The sequence below is a fragment of the Pantoea conspicua genome, from assembly GCF_002095315.1.
GTDB lineage: Bacteria > Pseudomonadota > Gammaproteobacteria > Enterobacterales > Enterobacteriaceae > Pantoea > Pantoea conspicua.
Map to the genome: position 1 here is coordinate 18,750 of NZ_MLFN01000003.1, position 22,390 is coordinate 41,139.

At 55.6% G+C, this 22,390-nt stretch carries 25 protein-coding genes and 1 pseudogene; 11 read left to right on the forward strand and 15 right to left on the reverse strand.

Annotation, left to right across the window (positions count from 1 at the left end):
* Positions 1-78: 78 nt before the first annotated feature.
* The 5 genes from artP to HA41_RS01835 all read left to right on the forward strand — a co-directional run bounded on the left by artP (position 79) and on the right by HA41_RS01835 (position 3,800).
* Positions 79-807, forward strand: a complete 729-nt coding sequence (gene artP / locus HA41_RS01815; RefSeq protein WP_143807227.1) for an arginine ABC transporter ATP-binding protein ArtP — start codon at positions 79-81, stop codon at positions 805-807.
* Between the two features lie 15 nt (positions 808-822).
* Positions 823-1,554, forward strand: coding sequence for an arginine ABC transporter substrate-binding protein (artJ, locus tag HA41_RS01820; protein WP_094119325.1), 732 nt, complete (start codon positions 823-825; stop codon positions 1,552-1,554).
* 6 nt (positions 1,555-1,560) lie between these two features.
* Positions 1,561-2,277 carry an arginine ABC transporter permease ArtQ gene (artQ, locus tag HA41_RS01825; RefSeq protein WP_094119326.1) on the forward strand — a complete coding sequence of 239 codons (717 nt, stop codon included), beginning with the start codon at positions 1,561-1,563 and terminating at the stop codon, positions 2,275-2,277.
* Entirely contained in the window at positions 2,277-2,945 is a 669-nt protein-coding gene (gene artM / locus HA41_RS01830) for an arginine ABC transporter permease ArtM (RefSeq protein ID WP_094119327.1), read from the forward strand. The genes artQ and artM overlap by 1 nt, the downstream gene beginning before the upstream one ends.
* 123 nt (positions 2,946-3,068) lie before the next feature.
* On the forward strand, positions 3,069-3,800 hold the full coding sequence (locus tag HA41_RS01835) for an arginine ABC transporter substrate-binding protein (protein WP_094119328.1): 732 nt from the start codon (positions 3,069-3,071) through the stop codon (positions 3,798-3,800).
* 35 nt (positions 3,801-3,835) lie between these two features.
* Here the strand turns inward: HA41_RS01835 and rlmC are convergent, their stop codons facing one another.
* From rlmC to HA41_RS01885, 10 genes are all read right to left on the reverse strand, one after another.
* A complete protein-coding gene (gene rlmC, locus HA41_RS01840; protein WP_094119329.1) occupies positions 3,836-4,966 on the reverse strand; it encodes a 23S rRNA (uracil(747)-C(5))-methyltransferase RlmC in 1,131 nt (376 codons plus the stop codon).
* A 48-nt stretch (positions 4,967-5,014) separates the two neighbouring features.
* Positions 5,015-5,482 (reverse strand): YbjO family protein, encoded by a 468-nt coding sequence (locus tag HA41_RS01845; protein WP_094119330.1) that lies wholly within the window; start codon positions 5,480-5,482, stop codon positions 5,015-5,017.
* Positions 5,483-5,557: 75 nt separating this feature from the next.
* The gene (gene potI, locus HA41_RS01850) at positions 5,558-6,403 is read right to left on the reverse strand and encodes a putrescine ABC transporter permease PotI (protein WP_094119331.1); all 846 of its coding nucleotides are present in this window, start codon (positions 6,401-6,403) and stop codon (positions 5,558-5,560) included.
* Entirely contained in the window at positions 6,400-7,362 is a 963-nt protein-coding gene (potH, locus tag HA41_RS01855; protein WP_010254421.1) for a putrescine ABC transporter permease PotH, read from the reverse strand. The genes potI and potH overlap by 4 nt, the downstream gene beginning before the upstream one ends.
* A 9-nt stretch (positions 7,363-7,371) precedes the next feature.
* Positions 7,372-8,505: a putrescine ABC transporter ATP-binding subunit PotG gene (gene potG / locus HA41_RS01860; protein WP_094119332.1), complete on the reverse strand. Its 1,134-nt coding sequence runs from the start codon at positions 8,503-8,505 to the stop codon at positions 7,372-7,374.
* 122 nt (positions 8,506-8,627) lie between these two features.
* Positions 8,628-9,737 carry a spermidine/putrescine ABC transporter substrate-binding protein PotF gene (gene potF / locus HA41_RS01865; RefSeq protein ID WP_094119448.1) on the reverse strand — a complete coding sequence of 370 codons (1,110 nt, stop codon included), beginning with the start codon at positions 9,735-9,737 and terminating at the stop codon, positions 8,628-8,630.
* A gap of 394 nt (positions 9,738-10,131) precedes the next feature.
* On the reverse strand, positions 10,132-10,611 hold the full coding sequence (locus HA41_RS01870) for a YbjN domain-containing protein (RefSeq protein WP_094119333.1): 480 nt from the start codon (positions 10,609-10,611) through the stop codon (positions 10,132-10,134).
* Positions 10,612-10,697: 86 nt separating this feature from the next.
* A complete protein-coding gene (gene rimK, locus HA41_RS01875) occupies positions 10,698-11,600 on the reverse strand; it encodes a 30S ribosomal protein S6--L-glutamate ligase (RefSeq protein WP_094119334.1) in 903 nt (300 codons plus the stop codon).
* A gap of 21 nt (positions 11,601-11,621) precedes the next feature.
* A complete protein-coding gene (gene nfsA / locus HA41_RS01880) occupies positions 11,622-12,344 on the reverse strand; it encodes an oxygen-insensitive NADPH nitroreductase (RefSeq protein WP_094119335.1) in 723 nt (240 codons plus the stop codon).
* Between the two features lie 16 nt (positions 12,345-12,360).
* Positions 12,361-12,612 carry a DUF1418 family protein gene (locus HA41_RS01885; RefSeq protein WP_094119336.1) on the reverse strand — a complete coding sequence of 84 codons (252 nt, stop codon included), beginning with the start codon at positions 12,610-12,612 and terminating at the stop codon, positions 12,361-12,363.
* 245 nt (positions 12,613-12,857) lie between these two features.
* On the opposite strand from HA41_RS01885, the gene HA41_RS01890 reads away from it, so the two are divergent.
* The gene (locus HA41_RS01890; protein ID WP_094119337.1) at positions 12,858-13,121 is read left to right on the forward strand and encodes a GrxA family glutaredoxin; all 264 of its coding nucleotides are present in this window, start codon (positions 12,858-12,860) and stop codon (positions 13,119-13,121) included.
* Between the two features lie 138 nt (positions 13,122-13,259).
* On the opposite strand, the gene ybjM is transcribed toward HA41_RS01890, so the two are convergent.
* Positions 13,260-13,622 (reverse strand): inner membrane protein YbjM, encoded by a 363-nt coding sequence (gene ybjM, locus HA41_RS01895; RefSeq protein ID WP_094119338.1) that lies wholly within the window; start codon positions 13,620-13,622, stop codon positions 13,260-13,262.
* Between the two features lie 258 nt (positions 13,623-13,880).
* Between ybjM and HA41_RS01905 the strand changes: the two genes are divergently transcribed.
* Positions 13,881-15,569, forward strand: coding sequence for an aspartate:alanine antiporter (locus HA41_RS01905; RefSeq protein WP_094119340.1), 1,689 nt, complete (start codon positions 13,881-13,883; stop codon positions 15,567-15,569).
* 409 nt (positions 15,570-15,978) lie between these two features.
* Complete coding sequence (ybjG, locus tag HA41_RS01910; RefSeq protein ID WP_094119341.1) at positions 15,979-16,584, forward strand: undecaprenyl-diphosphate phosphatase; 606 nt, start codon at positions 15,979-15,981, stop codon at positions 16,582-16,584.
* 29 nt (positions 16,585-16,613) lie between these two features.
* Here ybjG and HA41_RS01915 read toward each other — a convergent pair whose 3' ends face one another.
* Entirely contained in the window at positions 16,614-17,816 is a 1,203-nt protein-coding gene (locus HA41_RS01915) for a serine hydrolase (protein ID WP_094119342.1), read from the reverse strand.
* 274 nt (positions 17,817-18,090) lie between these two features.
* On the opposite strand from HA41_RS01915, the gene HA41_RS01920 reads away from it, so the two are divergent.
* Positions 18,091-18,747 carry an HAD family hydrolase gene (locus HA41_RS01920; protein ID WP_094119343.1) on the forward strand — a complete coding sequence of 219 codons (657 nt, stop codon included), beginning with the start codon at positions 18,091-18,093 and terminating at the stop codon, positions 18,745-18,747.
* A gap of 1 nt (position 18,748) precedes the next feature.
* Here HA41_RS01920 and HA41_RS01925 read toward each other — a convergent pair whose 3' ends face one another.
* The 3 genes from HA41_RS01925 to HA41_RS01935 form a co-directional block, all read right to left on the reverse strand.
* Positions 18,749-19,891 (reverse strand): PQQ-dependent sugar dehydrogenase, encoded by a 1,143-nt coding sequence (locus HA41_RS01925; RefSeq protein ID WP_094119344.1) that lies wholly within the window; start codon positions 19,889-19,891, stop codon positions 18,749-18,751.
* 112 nt (positions 19,892-20,003) lie between these two features.
* A complete protein-coding gene (locus HA41_RS01930; protein WP_094119345.1) occupies positions 20,004-20,663 on the reverse strand; it encodes a DUF3313 domain-containing protein in 660 nt (219 codons plus the stop codon).
* A 141-nt stretch (positions 20,664-20,804) separates the two neighbouring features.
* Positions 20,805-21,440: a carbonic anhydrase gene (locus tag HA41_RS01935; RefSeq protein WP_094119346.1), complete on the reverse strand. Its 636-nt coding sequence runs from the start codon at positions 21,438-21,440 to the stop codon at positions 20,805-20,807.
* Positions 21,441-21,852: 412 nt separating this feature from the next.
* On the opposite strand from HA41_RS01935, the pseudogene rimO reads away from it, so the two are divergent.
* Positions 21,853-22,134, forward strand: a pseudogene (gene rimO, locus HA41_RS21630) (30S ribosomal protein S12 methylthiotransferase RimO); the annotation flags it as partial.
* 50 nt (positions 22,135-22,184) lie between these two features.
* Complete coding sequence (locus HA41_RS21635) at positions 22,185-22,358, forward strand: hypothetical protein (protein ID WP_425270636.1); 174 nt, start codon at positions 22,185-22,187, stop codon at positions 22,356-22,358.
* Positions 22,359-22,390: the final 32 nt, after the last annotated feature.

Genomic DNA, 22,390 nt, shown 5'->3' on the forward strand with positions numbered 1-22,390 from the left:
ATTTTAACCCACCTCAATTGCATAACTATTCTGGTGACGTTAAAATCCGCGACACTAATAGCTATTCAAATCTGGCGCATGAGTATTCAACTAAACGCAATAAACTGCTTCTACGGTGCTCATCAGGCGCTGTTCGACATCAACCTTGAGTGTCCGCAAGGCGAAACGCTGGTGTTGCTGGGTCCCAGCGGTGCCGGTAAGAGTTCGTTGCTGCGGGTACTGAATTTGCTGGAGCAACCCCGTTCGGGTCAGCTGCAGATCGCCGGTAACCAGTTCGACTTCAGCCAGAAACCGGCTGAAGCCGCAATCCGCGAGCTGCGTCAGAACGTCGGGATGGTCTTTCAGCAATATAATCTCTGGCCGCACCTCACCGTGCTGCAGAACCTGATGGAAGCGCCCTGCCGTGTACTGGGCCTCAGCAAGAGCGACGCGCGCGCCCGGGCAGATAAGTTGCTCGATCGTCTGCGCCTGACGCCCTACAGCGACCGCTTTCCACTGCATCTCTCCGGCGGTCAGCAGCAGCGTGTGGCTATTGCCCGCGCGCTGATGATGGAGCCGCAGGTGCTGCTGTTTGATGAGCCGACCGCCGCGCTCGATCCGGAAATTACCGCACAGATCGTCACCATTATTCGCGAACTGGCCCAGACCCGGATTACCCAGGTGATCGTGACCCATGAAGTGGAAGTGGCGCGTAAAACCGCCAGCCGCGTGATCTACATGGAGAATGGTCATATCGTGGAACAGGGCGATGCCAGTCGCTTTACACAGCCGCAAACCGAAGCGTTTGCTCACTATCTTTCGCACTAAGTCAGGATGCTAACAATGAAAAAAGTCGTACTTGCTGCACTGCTTGCTGGTTTTAGCCTGAGCGCCACCGCGGCGCAGACCATTCGTTTCGCCACCGAAGCTTCTTATCCTCCGTTTGAGTTCGTCGATTCTGACAACAAGATTCAGGGCTTCGATGTCGATCTGGCGAATGCGCTGTGTAAAGAGATGGACGCGACCTGCACCTTCACCAACCAGGCGTTCGACAGCCTGATCCCCAGCCTGAAATTTCGTCGCTTTGACGCAGTAATGGCGGGCATGGATATCACCCCTGAGCGTGAAAAACAGGTACTGTTCAGCAAGCCTTATTACGACAACTCGGCGCTATTCGTGGCGCAGAAAGGAAAAGTGGCCAGCGTTGAAGCGCTGAAAGGCAAGCGCGTCGGCGTGCAAAACGGTACCACTCACCAGAAATACCTGACCGAGAAGCACAGTGACATCACCACCGTGCCGTACGACAGCTATCAGAATGCGGTGCTGGATCTGAAAAATGGCCGTATTGATGCTGTATTCGGTGACACCGCAGTAGTCAACGAGTGGCTGAAGCAGAATGCCGCACTGGCTGCCGTCGGCGACAAAGTCACGGACAAAGCCTACTTTGGTACCGGCCTGGGCATTGCGGTGCGTACCGGTAACACCGATCTGCAAACCCAATTCAACGGTGCGCTGGATAAAATCAAAGCTGATGGCACCTATAAAACCATCTACAGCAAATGGTTCCCGCAGTAATCTCTGATGAATGAAATGATGACCCTCGCAAGCGCCGCCGGCATGACCGTCGGCCTTGCCGTTTGTGCGCTTATCGCTGGCCTGGTGCTGGCGATGATTTTCGCTGGCTGGGAGTCACTGCGCTGGAAACCGCTGGCGTGGACCGGCACCGGCCTGGTCACCCTGATCCGCGGTCTGCCGGAAATTCTGGTGGTGCTGTTTATCTATTTCGGTGCCTCTCAGCTGCTGCTGACTCTGTCTGATGGTTTCACCCTCAATTTCGGTCTGTTTCAGTTGCCGGTGCAGGTTGAGATTGAAAACTTCGACGTCAGTCCGTTCCTGTGCGGTGTGATAGCGCTGGCGATGCTCTATGCCGCCTACGCCTCGCAGACGCTGCGTGGCGCGCTGAAAGCGGTGCCGGTCGGTCAGTGGGAGTCGGGTCAGGCGCTGGGGATGAAAAAATCGGCGATATTTCTGCGTCTGATCATGCCGCAGATGTGGCGTCATGCCCTGCCGGGGCTCGGCAATCAGTGGCTGGTGCTGCTGAAAGACACCGCACTGGTGTCGCTGATTAGCGTCAACGACCTGATGCTGCAAACCAAAAGTATTGCGACCCGCACGCAGGAGCCGTTTACCTGGTTTCTGGTGGCGGCGGCCATCTACCTGGTGATCACCTTGTTCAGCCAGGCAGTACTTCGCCGCATTGAGTTGCGCACGACCCGATTTGAACGGGGGAACAGCTGATGCTGGCGTATCTGCCCGAATTACTGAAAGGATTACACACCAGCCTGACGCTGACCGCGGCCTCGCTGGTGCTGGCGCTGCTGCTGGCGCTGCTGTTCACTGTGGTGCTGGCGTTGAAAACGCCGGTTTTTAATCCGCTGGTGAAAAGCTTTATCACACTGTTTACCGGCACCCCGCTGCTGGTGCAGATCTTCCTGATCTACTACGGTCCGGGCCAGTTTCCGGCGATCCAGCAGATCCCCTGGCTGTGGCATCTGCTGTCGCAGCCGTGGTTATGCGCCATGCTGGCCCTGTCGCTTAACAGCGCGGCTTATACCACCCAGCTGTTTTACGGTGCGGTGCGAGCTATTCCGGCCGGTCAGTGGCAATCCTGCGCCGCGCTGGGTATGAATCGCAAAGATACGCTGCGTATTTTGCTGCCTTATGCATTTAAGCGCGCCCTCTCCTCTTACTCCAATGAAGTGGTGCTGGTATTTAAAGGCACCTCGCTGGCCTATACCATCACCCTGATGGAAGTGATGGGCCACGGCCAGTTGCTCTACGGCCGCACCTATGACATCACGGTCTATGCCGCCGCCGGGCTGGTTTACCTCTGCGTCAACGGCGTGTTGACGCTGATGATGCGGCTGATCGAAAAACGCGCCCTGGCTTTTGAGCAACGCAACTGATTGTCAGGCGGGATCACCCGCCTGACTCGCCTGAAAAATCACAACGATTGCATAAAAATTCATTATCTGGCAGGGTAAGGCCCTCTCAGAGTCGTGAACACGTCGTGTTACAGGAGTCGTATAATGAAAAAATGGATTGTTGCCGCCACGCTGGCTTCGCTGGCCCTTAGCGCCCAGGCCGCTGAAAAAATTCGCTTCGCCGCCTCGGCGACCTACCCGCCGTTCGAATCGCTGAATCGTGAAAATCAGCTGGTCGGTTTCGATATCGATCTGGCGAAGGCGCTCTGCCAGCAGATGAAAGCGGACTGTACCTTTACCAACAACGCGTTCGACAGCCTGATCCCTTCGCTGAAGTTCCGCCGCTATGATGCGGTCATTTCCGGCATGGACATCACCCCCGAGCGCAGCAAGCAGGTCGATTTTACTCAGCCCTACTACGCTAACTCCGCTATCGTGATCGCCCGCAAAGGCCAGTTCAGTGATTTTGCTGCCCTGAAGGGCAAGCGTCTCGGCGTCGAGAACGGCACCACCCACCAGAAATACCTGCAGGAGAAACATCCTGAGGTGACGGTGGTAGCTTATGACAGCTATCAGAATGCCATTCTGGATATGAAGAATGGGCGTCTGGATGGGGTGTTTGGTGACAGCGCCGTGGTGAATCAGTGGCTGAAGACCAACAGCGATCTGGCGACCGTCGGCGAGCACGTCACCGATGCCGACTACTTTGGCACCGGCCTCGGCATTGCGGTGCGCAAAGGCAACACCGAATTACGCGATCGCTTTAATCATGCGCTGGCCGAACTGAAAGCCAATGGCCGCTGGCAGCAGATTAACCAGCAGTGGTTTCCGGAATAAACCGCAGACGCGGGCTCAGTACCTGAGTCCGCAGCTTAGCGCAGCTGGCGTGTTAACAACGCCAGCACTTCAAAATGGGCAGTGTGCGGAAACATATCAAACAACTGCACCTTGCTGATCTGATAATCACTCAGTCGGACCACGTCTTGCGCCAGCGTCTGCGGATTACAGCTGGAATAGAGCAGGTAATCGGGTGCCATCTGACTGAGATAGTCACACAGTTCAGCACCTATGCCGCGACGCGGCGGATTCACCAGCACCAGCTGCGGCACCGCATCACGACCGGTAGCAAATGCGGTCGAATCCAGCGCGGCAAACTGCACCTTTTCCAGTTCCATCATCTGCGCTGAACGCTGCGCGCATTTAATCGCCTCGGCGCTGATTTCGATACCGGTCAACTGCATCTCTGGCGTGGCGCAGTGCAGGCCAAATCCGCCCACGCCGCAAAACAGATCCCACATGCTGGTGACCGACAATTCACGCACCCATTGACGTGCCGTGGCGTAGAGCGCGCTGGCGACCTGCGGATTGGTCTGGAAGAAACTCTGTGGACGGATCCACAGCGGTACGCCGTTAAAGTTTTCCGCCAGCGACTGCGCTGGCGTCAGCGCTATTTCCTGCTCCCCTTCCAGAATCGCCATGTGCACCGGCTGAATATTGGCTGAGATAACCCTCAGCTGCGGCAACTGCTGTTGCAGTTCCGGCAGCGCCGCACGCAGCTGTGCCAGCTTGGTGGTGGAACGCAGCACAAAGCGCAGCATCATGCCGCCCTGCTGACTCTCCGTGAGCAACAGATATTTCAGTTCGCCCCGTTTGCGCGCCACGTTATAGGGCGTCAGACCAGCGCGGGCGATAAACGGCCGTAGCGCAGCGAATACCGGCTGAAAACTGGCTGGATAGAGCGGGCAGTCGCACAGGTCGACCGCCTCGCCATCCCGCTGCACCATGCCGAACACCGGACGTTCCACGCTGCCGCTGACGACCATCTTGGCTTTATTACGAAACGCCTGCTGCGGGGAGGTGATCGGTGGCAACCACTGCGCGACCGGCTGTTGAGCCAGCAGCTGTTCCAGCCAGGACTGTTTATCAGTCAGCTGTTGCGGATAGGGTTTTTCCAGCCACTGACAGGAGCGGCAACGGTTAGCGTCATAGAGCGCGCAATGCATGGGAAAGCCTGTATTAACGGTCGGGAGGTCGGGCGGAGTGCGATTGTATCATCGCTTGCTGAAAAATGCGCGACTGCTGAGCGGCACAAACAGCAGCAACAGCACCAGCAGATCAGGGAGCTTTTGCAGCAGAGTGTGATGGACGATCTGACGATTGTTGTCGCCATCAATGCTGAAGATTTCCGGGTAGATCCAGCCCATCGACGCCATCAGCATATAGCCCAGCACAATCACCTGCGTGGCGATATATCCCCAGCGCCCGCGGTTGCTGCCGCGCATCAGGGTGAAGGCGCAGCGCAGTTCGAACAGGAAGATCAGCTGGCTGGCAACAAAGATAAAGGTGGAATCCCAGGCCTGGGCGCTGCGATGGACAAAGTTGGCAAGCTCGCTGTATCCAAGCTCATTTGCCAGCATCAGTACACTCAGGCAACGCGTGGCAATAATGGCAATGCCCGCTACGGTGACCGGTACCGGTGCCTCGGAGAGCGTGCTGCTGTTTTTGAAGATTTCTGACATAGTCCGTGACTCCAGCCGATCGAAAAACGGGCTGGTAAAACCAGCCCGTTGTTATAGTGGCAAAGGTTACGGATTTCAGCCACGTTTAGCTTTCTGAATATCGCTTAAACGTTGTTTTTCTTCATGAGCCATCACTCGCCAGGCGATAAAACCGACTAAACCGACCACAAACAGGATCAGTGAGGCCAGCGCGTTGATCTCCGGATTGACGCCACGTCGCACGGTGGCAAAAATCGCCATCGGCAAGGTGGTAGCGCCAGGCCCGGTCACAAAGCTGGAAATCACCAGATCGTCGAGCGACAGCGTAAACGCCAGCAGCCAGCCGGTGACGATAGCCGGGGCGATCATCGGTACGGTAATCACGAAGAAGACTTTCAGCGGCGTTGCCCCCAGATCCATCGCCGCCTCTTCAATCGATCGGTCCAGTTCGCGCAGTCGCGAATTGATCACCACCGCGACATAGGCGGTACAGAAGGTGACGTGCGCCAGCCAGATGGTCAGCATACCGCGCTCGCTCGGCCAGCCGAACGCGTTACCCATCGCCACAAACAGCAGCAGCAGCGACAGGCCGGTAATCACGTCCGGCATCACCAGCGGTGCGGTCAGCATAAACGCAAAGCCGTTATGGCCGCGGAAACGGCCAAAGCGCACGATGATCACTGCTGCCAGGGTTCCCAGCACCACCGCCATGGTGGCGGAGAGCGCAGCGATGCTCAGACTCAGCAAGACCGCGTCAATCATCGCGCTATCCTGAAACAGCACCCGGTACCAGTGGAAGGAAAAACTGTCCCAAACCGTCACCAGCTGTGAGCTGTTGAAGGAGTAAACCACCAGCAGCAGCATCGGCGCATAGAGGAACAGGAAACAGCAGACCAGAATGCCGGTACGCCAGGGCGAGCGAATGGTCGGCAAATTATTCATGCCTTCTCCCCCATCTCACGGTTTTGATGCTTATGGAACCAGATGATCGGCAGAATCAGGATCAGCAGGATAATCACTGCCAGCGCCGAGGCGACCGGCCAGTCACGGTTATTAAAGAATTCCTGCCACAAAATACGGCCAATCATAATGCTGTCCGGGCCACCGAGCAGTTCCGGGATCACGTACTCACCGACCGCCGGAATAAACACCAGCATCGAACCGGCAATAATGCCGCCTTTGGTGAGCGGTACGATCACGCTGAAAAAAGTTTTCAGCGGACGCGCGCCCAGATCCAGTGACGCTTCTACCAGCGAGTAGTCGATACGCGTCAGCGCGGTATAGATCGGCAGCACCATAAACGGCAGATAGCAGTAAACGATGCCGATATAGACGGCGGTATTGGTATAGAGGATCACCAGCGGATGATCAATCACCCCCAGCCACAGCAGAAAGCGATTCAGAATGCCGTTATTGTTCAGCAGCCCCATCCAGGCGTAGACGCGTACCAGAAACGAGGTCCAGGATGGCAGGATCACCAGCAACAACAGAATGGTGCGCATCGACGGCTTGCTGTGCGCCACCGCCCAGGCGAGCGGATAGCCAATCAGCAGACAGATTACCGTCGAGATCGCCGCCACTTTCAGCGACTGCAGATAGGCGTCGACATAGAGCGGATCGTCGGTCAGCGTCAGGTAGTTGCCGAAATTGAGTACAATGCTGAACTGGTCATCAGCCCAGCTCACCAGTTCGGTATAAGGCGGAATGGCGCGCGCAATATCCGCAAAGCTGATCTTCAGCACCGTCAGGAACGGCAGCAGAAACAACAGCACCAGCCAGACATAAGGCAAGGCGATCACCAGCTTGCGCCCATGCTGCATTTTTATCCGCGTGGCCCAGCGTTGCAGCGGCGTGCCGACCAGTCGGGCGGGCGCTTTGGCGCGTTGGAAAATCTGGCTCATAGCCGCTCCTTAAACCGTCAACACCACGCAGCTGTCGCTTTCCCAGCAGAGGCGAACTTCATCGCCCCAGGTCGGCAACCCTTTGCGGTAGCGATGCGCGTTTTGCAACTGTGCGCTGATCATCTGTCCGCTGTGCAGACGGACATGGAAAATCGACAGGTCACCGAGATAGGCAATATGTACCACTTCACCGACGGCAAAGTTGCAGCCATCAGCCGGCACCTCATCGCACAGCATCACTTTTTCCGGTCGCAGCGCGACATGAACCGGCACGTTATCCACCACTGAGACGTCGGAGTCGACCTTCAGCGGGTGCACCAGCCCGGGACTGTCGATCACCAGGCCATCCGCCTGACGTTCGCGCAGCAACCCTTCGAAGACGTTCACCGAGCCGATAAATTCGGCGCTGTAGCGGCTGGTCGGATGCTCGTAGATCTCTTCCGGCTCGCCAATCTGTACAAACTTGCCGCGATTCATAATGGCGATGCGGCCCGCCATGGTCATCGCCTCTTCCTGATCGTGGGTCACCATCACGCAGGTAGCGCCCACTCGCTCCAGGATATCCACCACTTCCAGCTGCATACGGTCACGCAGTTTCTTGTCCAGCGCGCCCATCGGCTCATCCAGCAGCAGCAGCTTTGGCCGTTTCGCCAGGCTCCGGGCCAGCGCCACACGCTGACGCTGACCACCGGAAAGCTGATGCGGCTTACGCTTCGCAAATTCCTGCATATGCACCAGCGCCAGCATTTCCGCCACCCGACTGGCGATTTCGCCCTTCGGTAACTTATCCTGCTTCAGGCCAAAGGCGATGTTCTGCTCCACCGTCATATGCGGAAACAGCGCGTAAGACTGAAACATCATGTTGATTGGGCGCTGATAAGGCGCCACGTGCGACAGATCCTGACCATCCAGCACGATCTGGCCGCTGGTTGGCGGTTCGAAACCGGCCAGCATCCGCAGCAGAGTGGATTTACCACAGCCCGACGCGCCCAGCAGGGCAAAAATCTCGCCTTTGTAAATGGTCAGACTGACATCATCCACCGCGTGCTGGCCGTCGAAGGACTTTGTCAGGTTGCGAATTTCCAGCAGCGGCGTTAACGCCTTTGCAGTCTTAGTTTGAGGACGGGGAATGGCATCGTTCACTAACGTATCTCTCCGGAGCCAGGCGGAACCTCGCGGCAACATCCGCCGCTAAAATGGCACAACAGAGGCCGACACTGCGCCTCTGTTGCTGATGCGTAATCAGTCAATCCGTTCAGAACGAATTACTTACCACTTTTTACTTTAGTCCATGCGCGGGTACGCACACGATCCAGTTTCGGATCCTGAACTTTCAGCACGAACAATTTCGACATCGCTTCCGGCGTCGGGAAGATGCCTGGGTTGTTACGCACGTCCGCATTGATCAGCGGCAGCGAGGCTTTATTGCCGTTGGCGTAGTTCATCTTGTTGGAGACGTCAGCGATCACTTTCGGGTCCATGATGTAGTTCAGCCAGGCGTAGGCACCGTCAAGATTCTTCGCGTCTTTCGGAATCGCCATCATATCGAAGAAGGCCAGAGCCCCCTCTTTCGGCACGCTGTAACCCAGGTGCACGCCGTTTTTCGCTTCATCTGCCCGGTTTTTCGCCTGCAGGATGTCGCCGGACCAGCCAATCGCCACGCAGATATTGCCGTTAGCCAGATCGTTGATGTACTGCGACGAGTGGAAATAACGAATATTCGGACGCAGTTTCAACAGCAGATCGGTGGCCGCACCGGAATAATCTTTGGCATCGGAACTGTTTGGATCTTTACCCAGATAGTTGAGCACGGTGGCGAAAATCTCTTCCGGCGCATCGAGGAATGAGACGCCACAGCTTTTCAGCTTCTCCAGGTTCTCCGGCTTCATCACCAGATCCCAGCTGTTGACCGGTGCGTCCGCGCCGAGTACCGCTTTCACTTTGTCGATGTTGTAACCGATACCGGTGGTGCCCCACAGATAAGGAATGGCGTACTTATTGCCAGGATCGTGCTGCGCCACTTTTTCCATCAGCGCCGGATCGAGGTTTTTATAGTTAGGCAGCTTGCTCTTATCCAGCGGCTGGAACACGCCGGACTGCAGCTGACGCGCCAGGAAGCTGGAGGATGGCACCACCACATCGTAGCCGGTACTGCCCGCCATCAGTTTGCCTTCCAGCACTTCATTGGAATCAAACACGTCGTAGACCACTTTGATGCCGGACTGCTTTTCAAAATTCGGCACGGTGTCTGGCGAGATATAATCGGACCAGTTATAGACGTGCAGCGTTTTATCTTCCGCCATGGTGCTGGCAGACGCGGCCATCAGCACGCCAGCTACCACACCTGACAACCATTTCTGACGTTGGTTGAACATGTTTTCCATCCTCCTGAGCGGGTCATCACAACGCTGTAAACCAGAGATCCATACGTTGCGTTCTGTGTGTAAAAGCAGTGACACAATGAATCATTATTCAGCGGAAGTGTAATAGCAAAAACCATTAGCTGTAGCGCAGTTACGCGGCTGTGACAGCCCCGCAAGAATAGCCCCCCGGCTCAGGCTGCACCAGACCTCAGCGTAAAAAACGCCTAAAAGTGATATTTTATGCATGTTTAAGCTATGAGGTTCGGCTTTACTGGCATAAAGAACGACAAATATCTGGCACTAAAGGGCAAAATGCAGAATAAAAAATTATGGCAATCGGGCGCGGCGGAGATAAAAAAAAGCCGTCACAGGGACGGCTTCATTGGCGATCGGGTCAGTTAAGCGCTTAATGCAGCACCGAATGGACGCTGGTCATCGGCACGTGCTCTTCTTCTTCACCAATCATCAGCAGATTGTTGGCAAACGCCTCAAGGATCACCATTGAGATCTGCTCTTCACTCTGTTTCATAAAGTGCGAGAACTGACCAAAGGTTAACCCTGCGGTGATGGTCATTGACTGACAGACAATCAGCTTCGGCAGGTTATCATCCTGAATGTCGATGAACGCTTTCACCGTCAGCGAACTGGCATTGATTTGCGACAGGTCGCCCACCAGAGGAATCAACGCCGTGGGCTTCACTTCAGCCAGCGCCGAAAACAGAATGACGTTGTCGACCAGATCGATTTTGGCGTCAAACACCCCGTCGAAGTTTTGCATATGCGGCAGATGAAGTGCCTGACAGGCATCGCATTCGAACCAGGTGATATTTTGCTGATCCAGCCAGCGACGCAACAGGTCGATATCCGGAACGACAAGAGAATCCATCGTAAAATCCCATGGGGTGATAAACAGGCGACTTAGCTTACGGAAAAATGCGCTTCGATGCCACGAAAACCGCTGAAAAGCGCGTGTCAGCCCGCGGTTTTAGGACGGAGCCCGGGGATAGCCTGCTGCTCAATCCAGCCGATCATCATTCCGGCGATGTCCAGACCGCTGGTGGTCTCTATCCCTTCCAGGCCCGGAGAGGCATTCACTTCCATCACCAGCGGGCCGCGATCGGCGCGCAGAATATCGACGCCGGCCACCTCCAGTCCCAGCGTGGTCGCTGCCTTGACGGCGATCTGCCGCTCCTGGTCAGTGATGGTGATCGGATACGCCTTGCCGCCGCGATGCAAATTGGAGCGGAAATCACCCTCTTTCGCCACCCGCTCAATCGCCGCCACCACCTGATGACCAATCACCAGACAGCGAATATCACGACCGCGTGCCTCTTTAATAAATTCCTGCACCAGAATATGGGCGTTGAGCCCGCGAAACGCGTCGATGACGCTTTCCGCCGCCTGGCGCGTTTCGGCCAGCACCACGCCGATGCCCTGGGTACCTTCCACCAGCTTAACCACCAGCGGCGCACCGCCCACCATGGCGATCAGATCATCGGTATCATCCGGTGAGGAAGCGAGGCCGGTAACCGGCATATCGATCCCCTCACGCGCCAGCAGTTGCAGTGAACGTAATTTGTCACGTGCGCGGGTGATCGCCGCCGACTCATTCAGCGGGTAGCTGCCGCCCATCTCAAACTGACGCAGCACCGCCGTGCCGTAAAAGGTGGTGAGGTTACCAATGCGGGGAATAACGGCATCAAAGTGGCCGAGCGGTTCACCGCAATAGTGCACCGCTGGCGAGGCGGGATTGATGTTCATATAACAGGAGAGCGGATCGATGATTTGCACCTGATGCCCGCGTGCTTCCGCCGCTTCACGCAACCGTCGGGAGGAGTAAAGCGTTTCATCGCACGACAGAATCGCTATTTTCATCGTCGGCCCTCCCCAGTCAGTTTAGCGGGTTGCCCATCCCTGCTGATGCAGGTAATCCAGCATAAACGGACGTGTTTCTTTGATAATCAGGCGCTGAATCAGTTCGCTCCAGGTTTCGCTACGCGGGTTGCTGTCGCGATGCTGATAATAGAGCTCGGTGCGGCTGTCATATTCGGCCAGCACCGCCGGATCGAGCGGCTGATAGCGGTTCTCATGCACCAGCATAGCGTGTGGCATACGCGGTTTAACGTCTGGCTTTGATTCCGGATGACCGAGGCAAAAACCAAACAGCGGCAGCACGAATTTTGGCAGGCCCAGCAGCGTGGTAACCTCGGCGATGTTGTTGCGGATACCGCCAATAAAGACGCCCCCCAATTCCAGCGATTCAGCCGCGACCATCGCATTCTGCGCCATCAGCGCGGTATCGACGCAGCCCAGCAACAGCTGCTCGGCGCGGCCCAGTTGCGCATCCGGGCAGATTTGCAGGTGACGATTGAAGTCAGCGCAGAAGACCCAGAATTCTGCCGCATCAGCTACCCATGACTGACCGCCAGTCAGGGTCACCAGCTGGTCGCGCAGCCCTTTGTCAGTGATGCGGATAATCGAAGAGCACTGTAAAAAACTGGATGTGGATGCCGATTGCGCCGCATTAAGAATCGCTTCGCGCTGCGCTTCGCTGACCGGCTGATCAGTAAAGGCGCGAACGGAGCGGTGGCTGCACAGTAAATCAATGGTCGGTGTCATAAAGTCTCCAGCAACATTATCTTTTTTTGTCAGTATGGTTAAACAGCTGCGGCGCGATCGCTTTTGCGGTGCGCCACATTAATAGCCAGGCGGCGGGCAGCATCAGGACAATACCGGCGATAAACAGCCCGGTCGCCAGCGCCTTCGCATCCAGCGTCCCGGGCGCGGGCAGCCAGCGATTGACCAGCAGCAGCGCGGCCAGAATCATCAGGCCGCCAAGCGCTTCCGCCACCAACACCATCCGGGGTAATCGGGTGACACTCTGCATCGTCTTCTCCTGCCGTAGCCGGTTATTGAGCGTCAATTATGGTTAACAACCGGAAAATTGCCCACCGTCAGCAGGCGAAACACATACTGGCGGCGGGTGGCCGATACGGCCAACGCTATAGGTGGCGGGCATCAGACTAACAGGCAAATCCTGCTTTCTTTAAGCGATACGAGCGGGCATGATGGTTGCCATTCTCAGTTTTATTGTGTGACTAAGATCACACGCCACGCTGCAAGGAGTTCTTCATGATTGCTGTAATTTTTGGTCGCCCAGGCTGCCCTTACTGTGTCCGCGCTAAAGAGCTGGCCGATAAACTCACTGCTGAGCGTGATGATTTTAGCTATCAGTACGTTGATATTCAGGCAGAAGGCATCACTAAAGCGGATCTGGAAGCCAGTGCCGGTAAACCGGTCACCACCGTGCCGCAGATTTTCCTGGATGATCAACACGTCGGCGGTTACACCGAGTTCGCTGCATGGACCAAAGAGAACCTGGGCTTCGTCGCGTAATCTCTGACTGCAGGCCCGATAATGAAAAAGGCGAGACGCGTTTACCGGTCTCGCCTTTTTGCTGCGCCGCTGCGGGCTGAATTGCCTCCCCGGACAACGATGACGGGACGCCTCGCCTGCGTTAAGGGACTGTGCGGTTTAGTTCAGCGACGCCAGCACAATCTGCATCAGACGTACCAGCAGCGCGCCGCAGCCAGCCCAGAACATGGCACTCAGACTCCAGGCCATCACAAACACCCCGCTGGCCTGATTCAGTAGCGTGTGTGACAGCAGCGCAGCCAGCAACGTACCCCACAGCGCCATCAGTAAGGTACTTTTTAACGGACTTTCAACCTGCATTAACGCCATCACAATGCCGGGCAGCATAAACAGCAGCAGTTCTGGCTGACCACGAAGCGGACCCGGACCCGCCTGCCAGAAGTGGCAGGTAAAAACAAACACCAGACTGTACAGCACCACCCCGCACAGGCGGGTCGCCCAGAGATAAGAACGCTGCGGCATAACACCTCACTGACTGAAAATTACCAGGATAAAACTCGCCTATAACCCTGCTGCGTTGCGGTGGAAATAAAAAGAAACAGTTCGTTTTGATAACGAATGAAAGTAGCCAATGGCTGAGGAAGTTTTTTCTGATTAGAATAGCCGCCGTTACAACGATCGCATTTGCAGTACTGATACAACGCACCCCCGACGGCTTGTTCAAGATAGCGAAAAACAAGCCTTTCTTCAATAGGTTACACGTTAACAAGAAGTTAAACAGTGAATATTAACGTCGCAGAATTGTTAAGCGGAAATGACGTTTTGTTATTATTTGTCGTTTTGGCGCTCGGGCTCTGTCTGGGTAAATTGCGTCTGGGCTCGGTACAGCTGGGAAATTCGATCGGCGTCCTGGTGGTGTCGCTATTACTGGGTCAACAGCATTTTACGATCAATACCGATGCGCTGAGTCTCGGCTTTATGCTGTTTATTTTTTGTGTGGGCGTCGAGGCGGGTCCCAACTTCTTCTCTATCTTTTTCCGCGACGGCAAAAACTACTTCATGCTGGCGATTGTGATGGTGGTCAGCGCGCTGATTCTGGCGCTGGGTCTGGGTAAACTGTTTGGCTGGGATATCGGGCTGACCGCGGGAATGCTGGCGGGTTCAATGACATCAACGCCGGTACTGGTCGGTGCTGGTGATACGTTGCGACAAAGTATCAGCGACAGTAAACAGCTGGGATTAATGCAGGACCAGCTCAGCCTTGGCTACGCAGTGACCTATCTGATTGGCCTGGTCAGTCTGATCTTTGGCGCGCGTTACCTGCCGCGACTGCAACATCAGGATCTGCCCACCTGCGCCCAGCAAATAGCGCGCGAGCGCGGGCTGGATGCCGACAGCCAGCGTAAAGTCTTTTTACCGGTGATCCGCGCTTACCGCGTCGGCCCGGAACTGGTGGCATGGAGTGGTGGCAAAAACCTGCGCGAACTCGGCATCTATCGTCAGACCGGCTGCTACATTGAGCGCATCCGTCGTAACGGTATTCTCGCCAGCCCGGATGGCGATGCGGTGCTGCAACTGGGTGATGACATCTCGCTGGTTGGCTATCCCGATGCGCACGCTCGTCTTGATCCCAGCTTCCGTAACGGCAAAGAGGTGTTTGACCGTGATCTGCTGGATATGCGCATTGTGACTGAAGAGATTGTGGTGAAAAACCACAATGCGGTGAACAAACGGCTGAGCAAACTGAACCTTACCGATCATGGCTGCTTCCTGAATCGGGTCATCCGCAGCCAGATTGAGATGCCCATTGACGACAGCATCATGCTGAATAAAGGCGATGTGTTGCAGGTCAGCGGCGAAGCGCGACGAGTGAAAAGCGTGGCGGATCGCATTGGCTTTATCGCTATCCACAGCCAGATGACCGATCTGCTGGCCTTCTGCGCTTTCTTCATTGTCGGCCTGATGATTGGTTTGATTACCTTTCAGTTCAGCAACTTCAGTTTTGGCATCGGTAACGCGGCCGGCCTGCTGTTTGCCGGCATCATGCTCGGTTTCCTGCGTGCCAACCATCCTACCTTTGGCTACATCCCTCAGGGCGCGCTCACCATGGTGAAAGAGTTCGGGCTGATGGTGTTTATGGCTGGCGTGGGGCTGAGCGCTGGCAGCGGTATTAATCACGGCGTCAGCAGTGAGGGTGCGCTGATGCTGCTGTGTGGATTACTGGTCAGCCTGATCCCGGTCATTATCTGCTATCTGTTTGGCGCCTACGTCCTGCGCATGAACCGCGCGTTACTGTTCGGGGCGATCATGGGTGCCCGCACCTGCGCCCCGGCGATGGAAATTATCAGTGATACCGCCCGCAGCAATATTCCGGCGCTGGGCTATGCCGGTACCTACGCCATTGCGAACGTTCTGCTGACGCTGGCCGGTACGCTGATCGTGATTGTCTGGCCACTTTTGCCTTTATAAAATTTTTTTGCCTGCGTCCAGAACTTTTTTGTTAAGGGACAGTCTGAATAAGTGCCACTGCTTTTCTTTGAAATCCCCAAATTGTGGAGCCCGCTGGTCTTTTTCCCGGCGGGTTTTTTTATGTCGTTTTTTCGCCACGCTGCGCCCTTTCTGGTCTGAAAAGCCGCCCTCTCACCACCAAACTTAAACCGTTAGACAACTCATATGCAAATTAAGAGCCCGGCTATGGACGAAAGCCAGGACAAAAAAGCAGGATAGTGTGCCGGTGCTGTTAGCAATTTGTGCTGAATATTTTGGTTAGCGCGTCGTCGCTGACTTTTGATTTGCCGCGATAGTCAGGCTGCATCTGCCCGTTTGGGTGACGCCGCCATTGATTAGCGGCCTGTTTGCAGAGGAATACCCCCCCATAATGGAAGAACTCAACCGCACACTGTTTATCGCCATCAACGCCACACCCGCGTCACCCGCCTGGCTGCTGCAGCTGGCCACCTTTATCGCCAAAGATCTGATTGCCATTGTGCCGCTATTAATCATCGCGCTATGGCTATGGGGACCGCGTGAACAGGTCACTTCACAGCGGGTGCTGGTATTAAAAACCGGCATGGCGTTACTTTATGCGCTGGCAATCTCCTGGTGTGTCGGCCAGCTATTACCGCATCCTCGCCCGTTCGCGATTGGATTCGGTTACCAGTTCCTGCACCATGCGGCAGATGACTCCTATCCCAGCGATCACGGCACCACCATTTTTACCTTTGCGCTGGCGTTTGTTTTCTGGCATCGCCTGTGGTCCGGCGTGGTGCTGATGCTGACGGGTATCGCCATCGCCTGGTCACGCATCTATCTGGGCGTCCACTGGCCAATGGATATGCTGGGCGGTTTCCTGATCGGTTTGCTGAGCTGCCTGGCATCACATCTGGCCTGGCAGCTCTACGGCGATCGGATGCTGGCGGTGATTAACCCGCTCTACCGATCGCTGTTTGCCCTGCCGATTCGCAAAGGCTGGACGCAGGATTAAAAAAGGGACGCCACGGCGTCCCTGCTCTTTTATGCGAACCACTTGCCAAACCAGCCATTGAATTTCATCATCACGAAATCGACCATCCGGCTAAAGAAGCCGCCTTCCGGCACCTCCTGCAACACCACCAGCGGACGCTGGTCGATGGTTTTGCCATCCAGCTGGAAATCGATGGTGCCTACCACCTGATTCTTCTTCAGTGGCGCTTCGAGCTGCGGTGAATTGAGCTTAAAGCTCGCCTTGAGGTTTTTCATCTGCCCTTTCGGGATGGTCAGTGCGGCATCTTTTGACACGCCAAGGTTGACCTGACTCTGGTCGCCAAACCAGACCCGCTGCTGGGCAAACGGCGCGTCGGCTTTAATCGGCGTCACGGTTTCATAGAAGCGGAAGCCCCAGGTGAGCAGTTTTTCACTTTCGCGGAAACGAATCGCATCGCTGGCGGTGCCCAGCACCACCGAAATCAGTCGCATATCACCTTCGGTTGCTGAAGCGACCAGATTATTACCGGCACCGGAAGTGTGGCCGGTTTTGACGCCATCGACTTTGAGATTGGTGCTCCACAGCAGGCGGTTGCGGTTCATCTGGCGGATTTTATTGAAGGTGAACTCTTTCTCTTTATTCAGCGCATACTCTTCCGGCACGTCACGGATCAACGCCTGAGCAATCAACGCCATATCGCGCGCCGTACTGTACTGTCCCTCAGCATCCAGCCCGTGCACTGTCATAAAGTGGGTGTTCTGTAGCCCCAGCGCTTTGCCGTAGTTGTTCATCAGGCCGATAAACGAATCCTGACTGCCCGCCACATAATCTGCCAGCGCGATACAGGCATCATTACCGGACTGGATGACAATACCTTTATTCAGCTCATGTACCGGAATACGATCGCCCGGCTTTAAGAACATCAGCGATGAGCCGCGCAGCTTAGGGTTGCCGGTCGCCCAGGCGTCCTGCCCTACTGTAACCAGATCGTCCGGCTTAATTTTGCCGGCTTTGATCGCCTGACCCACTACATAGCTGGTCATCATTTTGGTCAGACTGGCAGGATCGAGACGCTGATCGGCGTTTGATTCGGCCAGCACCTTGCCGCTGGCGTAATCCATCAGTATCCAGGCTTTGGCATCAATGCCTGGCGCGGCAGGCGCCTGTTCAGCAAAGGCACTGATCGGTGCGATAAGAAGTAAAGAGGTGGCAGCAAGTAGCCGCAGGCGAGAAGCAACGCGAGAGTTTGTCATGGGCTTGACCGGATTGTCCTTAGTAAATCGGAATTCTGAAGGCAGAAAACCTCCACTCAGAACGCTAACCGTTGGCGGCAGCGAAAAAAACCGCCGAATCGTAAAGTTTTTTAGAGTTTAGTAGAGTAACCCTGGCATCCCTGCCGCGCGCGTGCCAGTTTTAGTCCCGCTCTGTCGTCATCAAAAATGCGTGCAATTCCGATTTTTCGTAGAACAGTTAAGCCGGTCACAAATTTCAGCTAACCTGAAAGCCAGTCATCCGAGGAGACCGACCATGGACTTAGCCCTTTTTGATCTGGATGAGACGCTTATTAGTGAAGACAGCACCGGCCTGTGGTTACGCTGGCTGGTTTCGCAGGGCTTCGCCCCGCGCGAGCTGATCGACCAGGAACAGGCATTAATGGCACAGTATTATGCTGGCACGCTCTCGATTGAAGAGTACATGAACACCACACTGGCTCCGCTGGCCGGGATGGCGACCCTGACCGTTGAAGGCTGGGTTCGTCGCTTTATCCATCGCGACATCATGCCGCGTGTCTACCCAGCAGCGCGTGAACGCATTCAGTGGCACCAGGCACGCGGGGACAGAGTGATGATTATCTCCGCCAGTGGTGAGCATCTGGTGGTACCGATTGCCCATCAGCTGGGTGCCTGTGGCGCACTGGCTATCGGCGTCGAGATCGTGGATGAGCGTTACAGCGGCAAGACCTACGGCACTATGACCTACAAAGAGGGCAAAGTGACACGGCTGGGCGACTGGAAAGCGTTACAGCAGAGCGAATCCTTTGGCGGCACCTGGGCTTACAGCGATTCAATGAACGACCTGCCGTTACTGGAGCAGGCCGATCATGCGCACGTAATCAATCCTGATGCGATACTGCATCAGGAAGCGTTAAATCGCGGATGGCAGGTCTGCCACTGGGCCCGCTAAGTTAGCCGCGGGACGCGCTGGCGTCCTGCGCTAACCCCACTTTAAGTAATTTTCCATTGGCCTCATCGGTCAGCACATAGAGATAGCCATCCGGTCCCTGCCGTACATCACGAATACGTGCGTTCTGGTCGCCGAGCAGACGCTGCTCCTCCACCACTTTTTCACCGTTAATGCTCAGCCGGATCAGGTTTTTCTCTTTCAGCGCGCCGATAAACAGCGAGTTCTTCCACTGCGGGAAACGAGCGCTGTTGTAGAACGCCATGCCACTGATGGCGGGCGAATCTTTCCAGTGATAGATCGGCTGCTCGGTTCCGGCAGCGTGCGTCCCTTTCGATTCAGGGACCTTGTCACCGCTGTAATCGATACCGTAGGTGGCCAGCGGCCAGCCATAATTTTTCCCTTTCGCGATGATGTTTACTTCGTCGCCGCCGCGCGGACCATGCTCGTTTTCCCATATCGTGCCGGTCCATGGGTTGAGCGCCAGGCCCTGTGGGTTACGCAAACCATAAGCCCAGATCTCCGGACGCGCCCCGTTCTGCTTCACAAACGGATTATCGTCGGGCACGCTGCCATCGGCATTCAGCCGCAGTAATTTGCCCTGCAGCTTGTCGAGATCCTGTGCCGTGCTGCTGGCAAAGTTATCGCCAAAGGCGATCCACAGAAAACCCTGCTGATCGAACGCCAGGCGGGTGCCGATATTGTTGCCGCTGGAGAGCATCGGCGTCTGGCGAATCACCACGCGGAAATCGCGCAGTTGGCGGTTATCCTCGCTCAGCGTCCCGACGCCCACCACCGCGCCTGCTTTACCGCTGCTGTTGGCTTCGGTGTAACTCAGCCAGACGCGTCGGCTGCTGGCAAAATCGGGTGCCAGCACCACATCCAGCAGGCCGCTCTGTCGCTCTGCCCAGACCTGCGGTACGCCGGTGATTGGTTGCGACAGACCGCGTTCCGGATTCCAGCTGCGCAGCTGGCCGCTGCGTTCGGTAATCAGCAGGGTCTGGTTGTCGGGCAGAAACGCCACGGACCATGGATGTTGTAACTTATCCTGCAACAGCTGTACTTCGACCTGCTGTTCTGCAGCCAGCAGCGGCATGGCGGCCATAAGTGAACCACTGAACAATATTGCGCGAGCGACACGAACCATAGCGTTCTCCTGACGGGATAGAATGCCCTTAAGCGTAGACAGCCGCAGTGCGATGATGAGGAGGATTTACAAAAGATTAAACTGGGCGACAGCGGTCTGTCGCCCGACAGGATTACGGTGCGTTAAAACTGACCGTGTCACGCACCATAGTATTGATACCCGGCTTCAGGTCTTCAAAAGTGATCGGCGTAGTGCTGTTGCTGACCGTTTTGCCGAACGCTTTACGCACTACCCGGATCAGCGGTTTGCCGGTTACCGCATCGCTGGCTTCAATCTCCAGAAACAGCTCGCTGTTCTGGGTACGATGGCCTGACGCCGCCATGGTGCTGGCCACCACTGCCGCCACCGGTACCACTTCGTAGAATTGCACCCCTTCATTTTCCGCTGACACGGCGGTAATCGCTGCCCGCACCTTCAGGGTGTGCGGCGTAGCCTGATTAGTCAGCGGTCGGCGGGTCGCAATGGCGCCTTTTAACTGAATGTCGGTATAACTCAGCACCTCATCCAGCGTTTGCTGACTGACGCGTGCGGTGGGATGGGCTGCCGGATAGTAGACCAGTGGCGTATAGAGCACATCCTTGTACTGGCTGCTTTGATAGTCGGGTGAGATCCAGCGCAAAGTGGGCTGGCCGCTGGCCGACTCAGTTGGCTGCAGCTGGCTGTAATCGCCTAAGAAACCTGAATATTGCTGCTTGTCAGCAACATGAGAAGTACAACCATTGAGCATCAGAACAGAGACCGCCAGCAGAGCAGCCACGGAAGGTTTACGCATCATCGACTCGCTTATATCAGGAAGGTTCAGGCAAGCATAGAGTAAATCAGGCGGGAAACAGTAAAAATAACCGTTATTTTAACGGGTTATGTGCTCTGAATAGCGGGAATGACCCGCTGCAGGGTGCAGCGGGCAGGCGGTTTACTCGAAACAGGTATCAGGATTTTCAGACAGGGTAATAAACTCTTTACCGCCGTGCGTCAGCGCCATGATGGTGCCGGTTTCAATATCGTATACCCAGCCATGCAGACGCAGTTTGCCGTTACGCAGTGCCACCGACACGGAAGGATGGGTTTTCATGTTATTGAGCTGAGCGATAACGTTCTCTTTCACCATCTCATTCAGCTTTTTCTCTGGCGAGTCATAGTTGCGCTGCTCCACCACCGCTTTTGCTGCGTCGGCATAGCGCAGCCAGTGCTCAACCGCGGGCATGGTATCCATGCAGGCACAGGAGGCAATAGCATTCATCGCGCCGCAGTTCGAGTGACCGCAGATGATGATGTCGGAAACGCCCAGCGCGACCACGGCGTATTCGATGGTGGCAGAGACGCCGCCCGGCTCCGGGCCAAACGAAGGCACAATGTTGCCCGCATTGCGGATAACGAACAGCTCGCCGGGTTCCTGCTGCGTGACCAGTTCCGGCACCAGCCGGCTGTCAGAACAGGAGATAAACAGCGCTTTGGGATTTTGATTTGACGCCAGGCTTTTGAAAAGATCCTTCCTTTCAGGAAACACATTCTGCTGGAAATTCAGAAATCCATTGATGATCTCTTTCATTATTTAGCTCTCACATTATCCACGTCGTTACCTGAAGGGCATAGCCCCTTCAGTGTTTTTTGTCCGTTTATTATTAATGAAAACAAGTGAATATCAACCGGCGATTTCCTAAGGATGTTTTTTACTGCCTTCTGTCAGCGTTTCGCTTATCCCTTTTTCACCGGTTGAAAGCTGAATTTCTTTTTACAGCATCGGAAGTTACTGGAATTTTTCCCCGCCTGCCGCCAGTACTTTTCCACCCGGTCAGCAGGCCCGCTTTTACCGGTTTTTTCACACCTTTACACGGCGCTAAACCCGCACAGATAGCGCGACATTTTTCCCTGCTACACAAGTAAAATTCCGCGCCATGGCTGTGTGGAACCGGAAACAGAGCCCTGTCTGATACAACAAAAACCTTGCCGACTCCGGGCGCATCCTCACCGAACTGCGTAGCGAAGGCTATGATGGAGAGCCGCGCTATGACGATGCTGAAATCGTCATCGTCAACACCTGCAGATTTATCGACAGCGTCGTCCAGGCATCGCGGGAAGTCACTGACGAAGCGCTGAATGAAAACGGTAAGGTGATTGTCACCGGCTGTCCCGGGACAAAAGTGGATCAGATGCGTGACGTGTATCCTGAAGTACTGGAGTTCACCGGTCCGCACAGCGATGAGCAGGTGTTGTCGCATGTCTATGGCATTATGCAATTGCCACTGCAGGTCTCAGCCGAACGCCTGCAGCAGAAACGGGCCATGAGATTCTGGTGATTATTGATGAGGTGGACGAAGAAGGCGCGATTAGCCGCACTATGGCCGATGGCCCGGAAACTGACGGCGCGGTCTGTCTGAATGGCGAGCGCAACGTCAAACCGGGCGACATGCTACGGGTTAAAGCCGACTATGCCGGCGAGTACGATCTCCGGGCGAGCCGGGTGTAATCCCATCCTGTCCGGCGGTGAGTAGCCTGTGA